The 6,352-nt window shown below is 40.9% G+C and carries 5 protein-coding genes; 3 read left to right on the top strand and 2 right to left on the bottom strand.

Going from position 1 to position 6,352, the window contains the following annotated elements:
- Positions 1 to 207: tetratricopeptide repeat protein (locus VE944_RS21820; RefSeq protein ID WP_324981753.1), on the top strand; the 207-nt coding region annotated here is incomplete at its 5' end.
- Between the two features lie 197 nt (positions 208 to 404).
- Here the strand turns inward: VE944_RS21820 and VE944_RS21815 are convergent.
- Positions 405 to 2,162, bottom strand: a complete 1,758-nt coding sequence (locus VE944_RS21815; RefSeq protein WP_324981749.1) for a serine/threonine-protein kinase — start codon at positions 2,160 to 2,162, stop codon at positions 405 to 407.
- A gap of 145 nt (positions 2,163 to 2,307) precedes the next feature.
- Here VE944_RS21815 and VE944_RS21810 point away from each other — a divergent pair, with 145 nt between their 5' ends.
- Together VE944_RS21810 and VE944_RS21805 are read left to right on the top strand one after the other, a co-directional pair.
- Entirely contained in the window at positions 2,308 to 2,598 is a 291-nt protein-coding gene (locus tag VE944_RS21810) for a hypothetical protein (protein ID WP_324981746.1), read from the top strand.
- 427 nt (positions 2,599 to 3,025) lie between these two features.
- Complete coding sequence (locus VE944_RS21805) at positions 3,026 to 3,904, top strand: DUF4397 domain-containing protein (protein WP_324981743.1); 879 nt, start codon at positions 3,026 to 3,028, stop codon at positions 3,902 to 3,904.
- 297 nt (positions 3,905 to 4,201) lie between these two features.
- Here the strand turns inward: VE944_RS21805 and VE944_RS21800 are convergent, their stop codons facing one another.
- Entirely contained in the window at positions 4,202 to 5,752 is a 1,551-nt protein-coding gene (locus VE944_RS21800; RefSeq protein WP_324981741.1) for a YcjF family protein, read from the bottom strand.
- Positions 5,753 to 6,352 lie beyond the last annotated feature (600 nt).

Raw genomic sequence — 6,352 nt, 5'->3', positions numbered from 1 at the left:
AATGCGCTATTAAATTTGAAACAGTTTAAAGATGCGATCGCGTCTTACGATCAAGCAATAAAATACAAGCCTAATTACCAACAAGCAATCGACGCTCGCAATCAAGCCCAAATTCAACTACAAGGCGAAATATCAAAGCCTAAACCTGTAATTGTGCCAGTTCTCCCATTTCCTAATGCTACTAATTCACCGCAAACCCCGCCCTAGTAGTCTATTAAAGTCAACGTAAGGATTCAGGTCTAATATTGAGGAAGCGCTGTCAATACAGTTCAACTAAGCTCCAAATCTTTTGTAGAGACGAAGAAAAGCAACGTCTCTACATACCTAAAATCAATACTAAAAATCCTTAGCTCAAGTGTATTGTATTATATGTAACTAGTGGATGAATCAAGAAATTGCTGTAACTAGCGAATATTAACCTCTTGCAAGTAATTTCCTCCTTGAAGATATTCAATATTAGTAGCTGAGTTTTTAAATACAAATGAATTTGTTCTTTTTACAGAAGCTACCTTTTGATTATCAGCTAGCAAACGTTGCTTTTTAGTATACTCATTCAATTTGATTTGAGCTTGAGCATAAACTAGAGTATCGTTGGGAATATTTCGGAGAAATTTTACAGCCCGATCAAAATCACCAACAAATGCTTGTTTATAGGCTTTATGTAAAAAGTAAGCTGCTCTAATCTGGCGCTTTCGATTGTACTCAGCCAACTTGTCTTGAACTAAAGCACCCGCACGACTTTCTTTAGGAATTTGCCGCAGATATTGTAATGCAGCAGAAAAATCTTTTGTTTCGGCACTATCGTAAGCTTTTGTTAATAAATCTTGCGTCTGTGCTTCAATGTTGACGTATGCTTGCTGAACTAATTTATCTGTTTTAGATTTCCAATATAAAATATTTGGAATTTTAGCAACAGCATGAATAACATCTGACCATTGGCTGTCATGGAAAGCTGTTTCAGCTATTTGGTATTGCTGTGCAGCTACTTGCCATTGCTCTTGCCATTCTTCAATTGTAGCTTGCGCTTCTGGATAAACATTGCTGTGGGAGGGGATTGATTTAGCAAGTGCGATCGCTTCTTCTAAATCTCCTGCTTGATATTCTTGTGTGGCTTTAGATAAAGTTTCTGTTTCTGAGTATGCAGGCGCAGCATTAATTAAAGAATATACACCAAATCCCATTACTAAAGAATTAGCCGCCAGTCCTACTTTTATTCCTGATAATAACGGAGATGAATTTCCAGATGTAGGATTATTATTTTCAATCGCCGCTTCTATAAGAAATTCATCATCTGCTTCTAATGTTTCTGGTGGCTGTTCCCATATTATTTGTTTGAGTACCCGCAGCACCTCACTCGCAGACTGAAAGCGATCTTGGTAATTGTAGCGGATCATTTGGCTGAGAACAGCAGCTAGATAATCGTTAACTGGCGTGTTTTCAGAACGCCAAACAATTTCATTAGTATAAGGATCAGCTTTTAATTTTAGTGGTTCTAACCCAGTTAAAGCCTGGATGGCAATCATACCCAAAGCATAAATATCGCTGTTGGGCTGTGTTTCTCCGATAAATTGCTCTGGCGGTATATACCCCAATGAAGTGACGGGAATTCTATAAATGGGCAATTCCGCACCTATGCCAAAATCGATAGACTGGATTGAGCCAAAGTCAATCAAAACCAACTTGCCATCGCTATTACGTCTAATCAAGTTTTCTGGTTTGATATCGCAATGGATAACGCCTTGAGAGTGAACAAATTCCAGAATACCTAAGACATCTATCAGGAATTCTACAACTTCCATTTCACTCCACAGACACCCCCATTCTTGATCAATGGGCAATTCCGCAGCCAACGCATGTCCTTCAATCCACTCTTGGACTAAATAAAATCGATCGTTTTCTTCAAAGCAGGCGATAAATTCAGGAATTTGCTGATGGCTTCCCAAAAGCTTGAGGGTTTCGGTTTCAGCCTGAAACAGTAACCTCAGCATCTCCAAGTAGCCGGATTCGGAACTGCTAACTTTAATCTGCTTAACAACGCATTTGGGATTCTCTGGATAATCTACGTCTACAGCTATATATGTTTGTCCAAACACCCCTGCACTCAGGCTTTGGATAATTTTGTAACGCTCTTGTAGTAATTTACCGATTATGTGGTAGGTCATGACCTGGTTACTCAGTAAGTCTTTTTAATTAGTGTTTCTGACTTTTCCTCCTGTTTCCGGAATGTTTGAAAAATAGATTTAGGGACTTACAGAAAATAAAATATACAGATAATAAAATGATAATCATTGTTAGGGGGGTGGGAGAATGTGCCGGATACGTAGACGCTTTAAGCGGCTTGTCGTAGACATCGCCTATTTGAAGAAAGCATTACGAACGAGGATTGGGGGCGAATCACCCGAAGCCGTGTTTGTGGCGGCTTGCAAGGAGGGACGGAAACCAGAGTCAGCCCAGGTCAAATCTGCTGTGAAGGATGGGTTCGAGTGGGCGCGACGAGAGAGAATTGTGATTGCGATGTCGGGTGAGGTTGTGTACACGCCGGATGGGGAGGCGGTGGAATTGCAGGAGATGATGCGGGGGTTTGGGGTGCAGAAATAAATACTGCTCACTATGTCAACTACCTACATATATAACTACAAATATAAATTTCTTATCAAGCAACTAATATATTATTTAATGGTTGAATGACAGCTATTAACTGTCTTAACTGTCCTTGCATTCTCCTAAAAATCGTGAAATATTAGAACCATGAAGTGCGCTATCAATAAACTTCAAGCAGCCTCCACCAAAGCATTTGTCACGTTGGACACTTGAAGCCAGCCACTATATGTGCTGCTGCAATAATATTCTGCCCAAGTCTAATGTCTTGAGGCTAACGTTATTGTGCGCCCGTTGTCTTTTACGTTGACAAAACCTGCATCTACATCCCCATACATAAAAAATCTTTGTGATGATTATCGCATCATTTTTTATGCAGAATAAAGCTTGCTCATTTGTTATTTTTGTCTCACGATAGGAGGAAGATATGTTTCTAACAAGACGATTATTCTTAGGTGCTTTGACATTATCTTTAATTAGTTTGACTAGTTATCCATACAAAAGTTTAGCCAATTCTCAACTATCTACAAAGCCTGTACAAGAGTTTTACACTGCAAGCCTAGTAAGTTCTCTTCTAGATCCTCTTCTAAACCCTTATAAATGCCCTACCAAATTAAGAGTTATTAACGCTGCGGTTGCTACTGCATCACCAGTTGATGTGATCGTCAACGGTAAAAAAGTTTTGGAGAATGTAGATTTTCGTCAAGCTAGTAAATATGTAAATGTAACACCAGGAAATATTCAGGTACTTTTTGTGCAATCTGGTACTCTCAGTACAATTGCTAATAGAACCTTTACAGGAGCGCCTAATAGTGCTTATACAGTAGCGATAACAGGAACACTACAAGGCCCCTCAGGTCAACCATTATTTAATCAATCACCCTTTGTGATTCCAGAGGATTTAACACAGCCTAATCCAGGTAAATTTAAAGGACGTTGGTATCGCTTTTCGGAAACTAGCGCTGTTATAGACTTCCGTATTAGCAAATCCTCTAACCCAAATGTGGATGAAACTCGTATCACAGACCTGACACCCAAAACTGCTATTCCTTACCCAGAACTTACAGCTGGTACATATAACTTCAATCCAGTTCTACCTGACCAATTTGACCCATTAATTAATAATGCCTTCAACCCACCAATCACAGTAGAAGTTGCGAATCAACAAGTCCCGGCCGGAGTCATTTTTGATGTAATTGCTACAGGTAATGGCTTAGGCCAAGCACCTAACTCACTGCTACTTACAACTGCCTCAACACAAACAGCGCCTCCTAATGCCAATGGGTGTAATCAGATTGTGCAGTAAGGGACTTCCAGAGAATAAAATATACAAACCTTAATAATCATAATCATTTCGGTGGGGAAGGAAGAGGTTGCCGTTGGCAACCTCTTCCTTCCCTTTATTGTAGTAAATTCAATCATCATTGAATTTATATGTTTTTACTGACGTTAATATTTTTTATACTATCATGCTAGCACCAGCCTTGTTTGATTTAATACATAATTTGCAGTGCCAATAAAACCCTAGTTCAATACTGAATTTTTCACTACGCTTAGTTGCTCGACAATCATAACTAATCAAAAAAGTTTATACTTATTGACATTATTCTCTACTTTCTTGTTCTTCGATCGCTTCAGCTTTATCTTGTAACGGCTTCACCACGCGCGCGATCGCTTCTTGAATAAAAGCCTTAATAAACTCATCTCTGCGATTAATTTGAAACTGTCGCTGCACAACTTCTGTCATTCCACCATCACCCCAATCTTGGTCATGACGAAAATATTCAATAAAACTTTTACCAGCAATTCGCGTTAAATAAGCTGCTGTTACGCCTTGAATTGCTCTACCAATAATAAAGGTAGCAACATTGAGTTGCAAAGCTGTAGATAATAATTGAATTGCTCCTTTAACAATGCCCAAACTAGCGATGGTTTTCGCTAAAGAAAGGGCTAACTCTCGTCCCCGTTCCATATTCAATTCACAGCCGTACACTCTGCCAATTTCCACAACCATTTGAGCATTAACAGCAGCTGTCGCCAGCAAATCTACCACTGGTATCGGCGTAACTGATACCACACCAGCACCAATCCACTGAAAGCGTTCTACGATTTTGTCAGCTTGACGGCGACGCTGGCCATCGATGAGTTTTCGCGCTTCGTCTCCCAATCGCAGAGATTGCAAAAGAATATTATCTGCCACCAAATCTTCACCTTCGGCGCGTAAAACAGCAGCCGTGCGCCGCAGCAAAGGGACAATATCGGGTTCCGGCTGGAAGGTTTCACCAGTTTCTAATTGTGCAGGTTGGGGATTAGCAGCGATCGCCACCACATCATTAGTAGCAATAAATCCCCGTACCCGTTGACGCAACCTTGCAAGGATGGATTCTTTATCTTCATCTGTATATAAATCAGTTTTGTTGAGAACTAAGAGCGATCGCTTACCAATTTCTGCTAATCCCCGCAATGGCTCATATTCTGAGCGCCGTAAGTCATTATCTACGACAAATAACAGTAAATCGGCTTCTGTTGCCAGTTCTCGCGCCATTTGTTCCCGTTCTGTTCCCGCCACACCCGCTTCTAAAATTCCTGGCGTATCCGTAATTAAAATCTTGCGTTCTAATCCTTTCAACCGTAGACAATAGGTTTCTCCAACCTGGGTTGTACCCATCGGTGCATCCACTTGACCCACCATGCGTCCCATAATCGCATTAACTAGGGAAGTTTTACCAGCGCTCCCCGTACCAAATACCACTACTTGAATTTCACCCCGTGCTAAATTTGCTTCAATCTCCCGCGATTTACTTAATAAAGCTTGGCGTGCTACTTCATCTTGAATTTGCCCTACCTGTTGGCGCACAGCTTGGAGAGTTGTAGAAGCAGCATCAGATTTGCCAGCCGGAATTTGCGCCGCAGTTACTCGCTTCGGGTTACGGCGCGATCGCTTTTCCCCAGATTGAATGACCAATACATAATAGACAAAAGCAGCAACCAACGCTCCAATGAGGACAATTAGCAGCAACAGCAGCAAATTGCCTAGCAACGGCGAATAGGACAATTGCCAATAGAGGCGCGATAGGGAATCAATTAGCCATAGGGCTAGCCCCAAAATGACGATCAGACCAACAATCAGCGTTACTATGCGTGACAGAGGCATGGCTGGGAAATATTAGTGGATATTCAGTAGGCAGATGCTTCTGATCTTAATAGTTTCAGTATTTTTTACCAGAGTAGTCAGAAGCAGCTTTTGATTCAACCAGGAACGCTCATCTGCTTGACTAACAAAATTTTAAATCTCGCACTGCGTTTCTATCGCGCCTCGGAATGAATTCCGAGTCTCATAGTTTAAGTCCACTCAAGTGGACTGAATTGCTTGTTTAGTCCACTTGAGTGGACTTTCGCTATCAGCCCAGAACTTCAGTTCTGGGCGGGATGTCGTTCAGAAGAGAGATACTTGTAATCTTCATAGTTTCAGTATTTTTCACCAGGTAGAAAAAGCCCTTTTTGATAAATCTAATCGATTTCATCCTTAAGCTAGTAGCTTTTAAAATTTTATTCGTTCACTATGAAGCTCGCGTGTTCTAATTTATTAGTGGACTTACGCCAGTTTTGGCAAGCTTTTTCAGAACAAAGAGAGGAAACTTATGGGACTTTTCGATCAAATTCTTGGTGCCGTTGCTAACCCCAATCAACAGGGCAGCTTAGGTCAATTGGGAAGTATTGTTAGCAGTGTACAGCAAATGAGCCAAGGTACAGG

The sequence above is a fragment of the Nostoc sp. genome, assembly GCF_035638895.1.
GTDB lineage: Bacteria > Cyanobacteriota > Cyanobacteriia > Cyanobacteriales > Nostocaceae > Nostoc.
This window is presented reverse-complemented; position numbering and strand designations above follow the sequence as displayed.

Coding starts and splice junctions, on each gene's coding strand:
- VE944_RS21815 (WP_324981749.1), bottom strand. CDS start 2,162: ATGACCTACCACATAATCGGTAAATTACTACAAGAGCGTTACAAAATT.
- VE944_RS21810 (WP_324981746.1), top strand. CDS start 2,308: ATGTGCCGGATACGTAGACGCTTTAAGCGGCTTGTCGTAGACATCGCC.
- VE944_RS21805 (WP_324981743.1), top strand. CDS start 3,026: ATGTTTCTAACAAGACGATTATTCTTAGGTGCTTTGACATTATCTTTA.
- VE944_RS21800 (WP_324981741.1), bottom strand. CDS start 5,752: ATGCCTCTGTCACGCATAGTAACGCTGATTGTTGGTCTGATCGTCATT.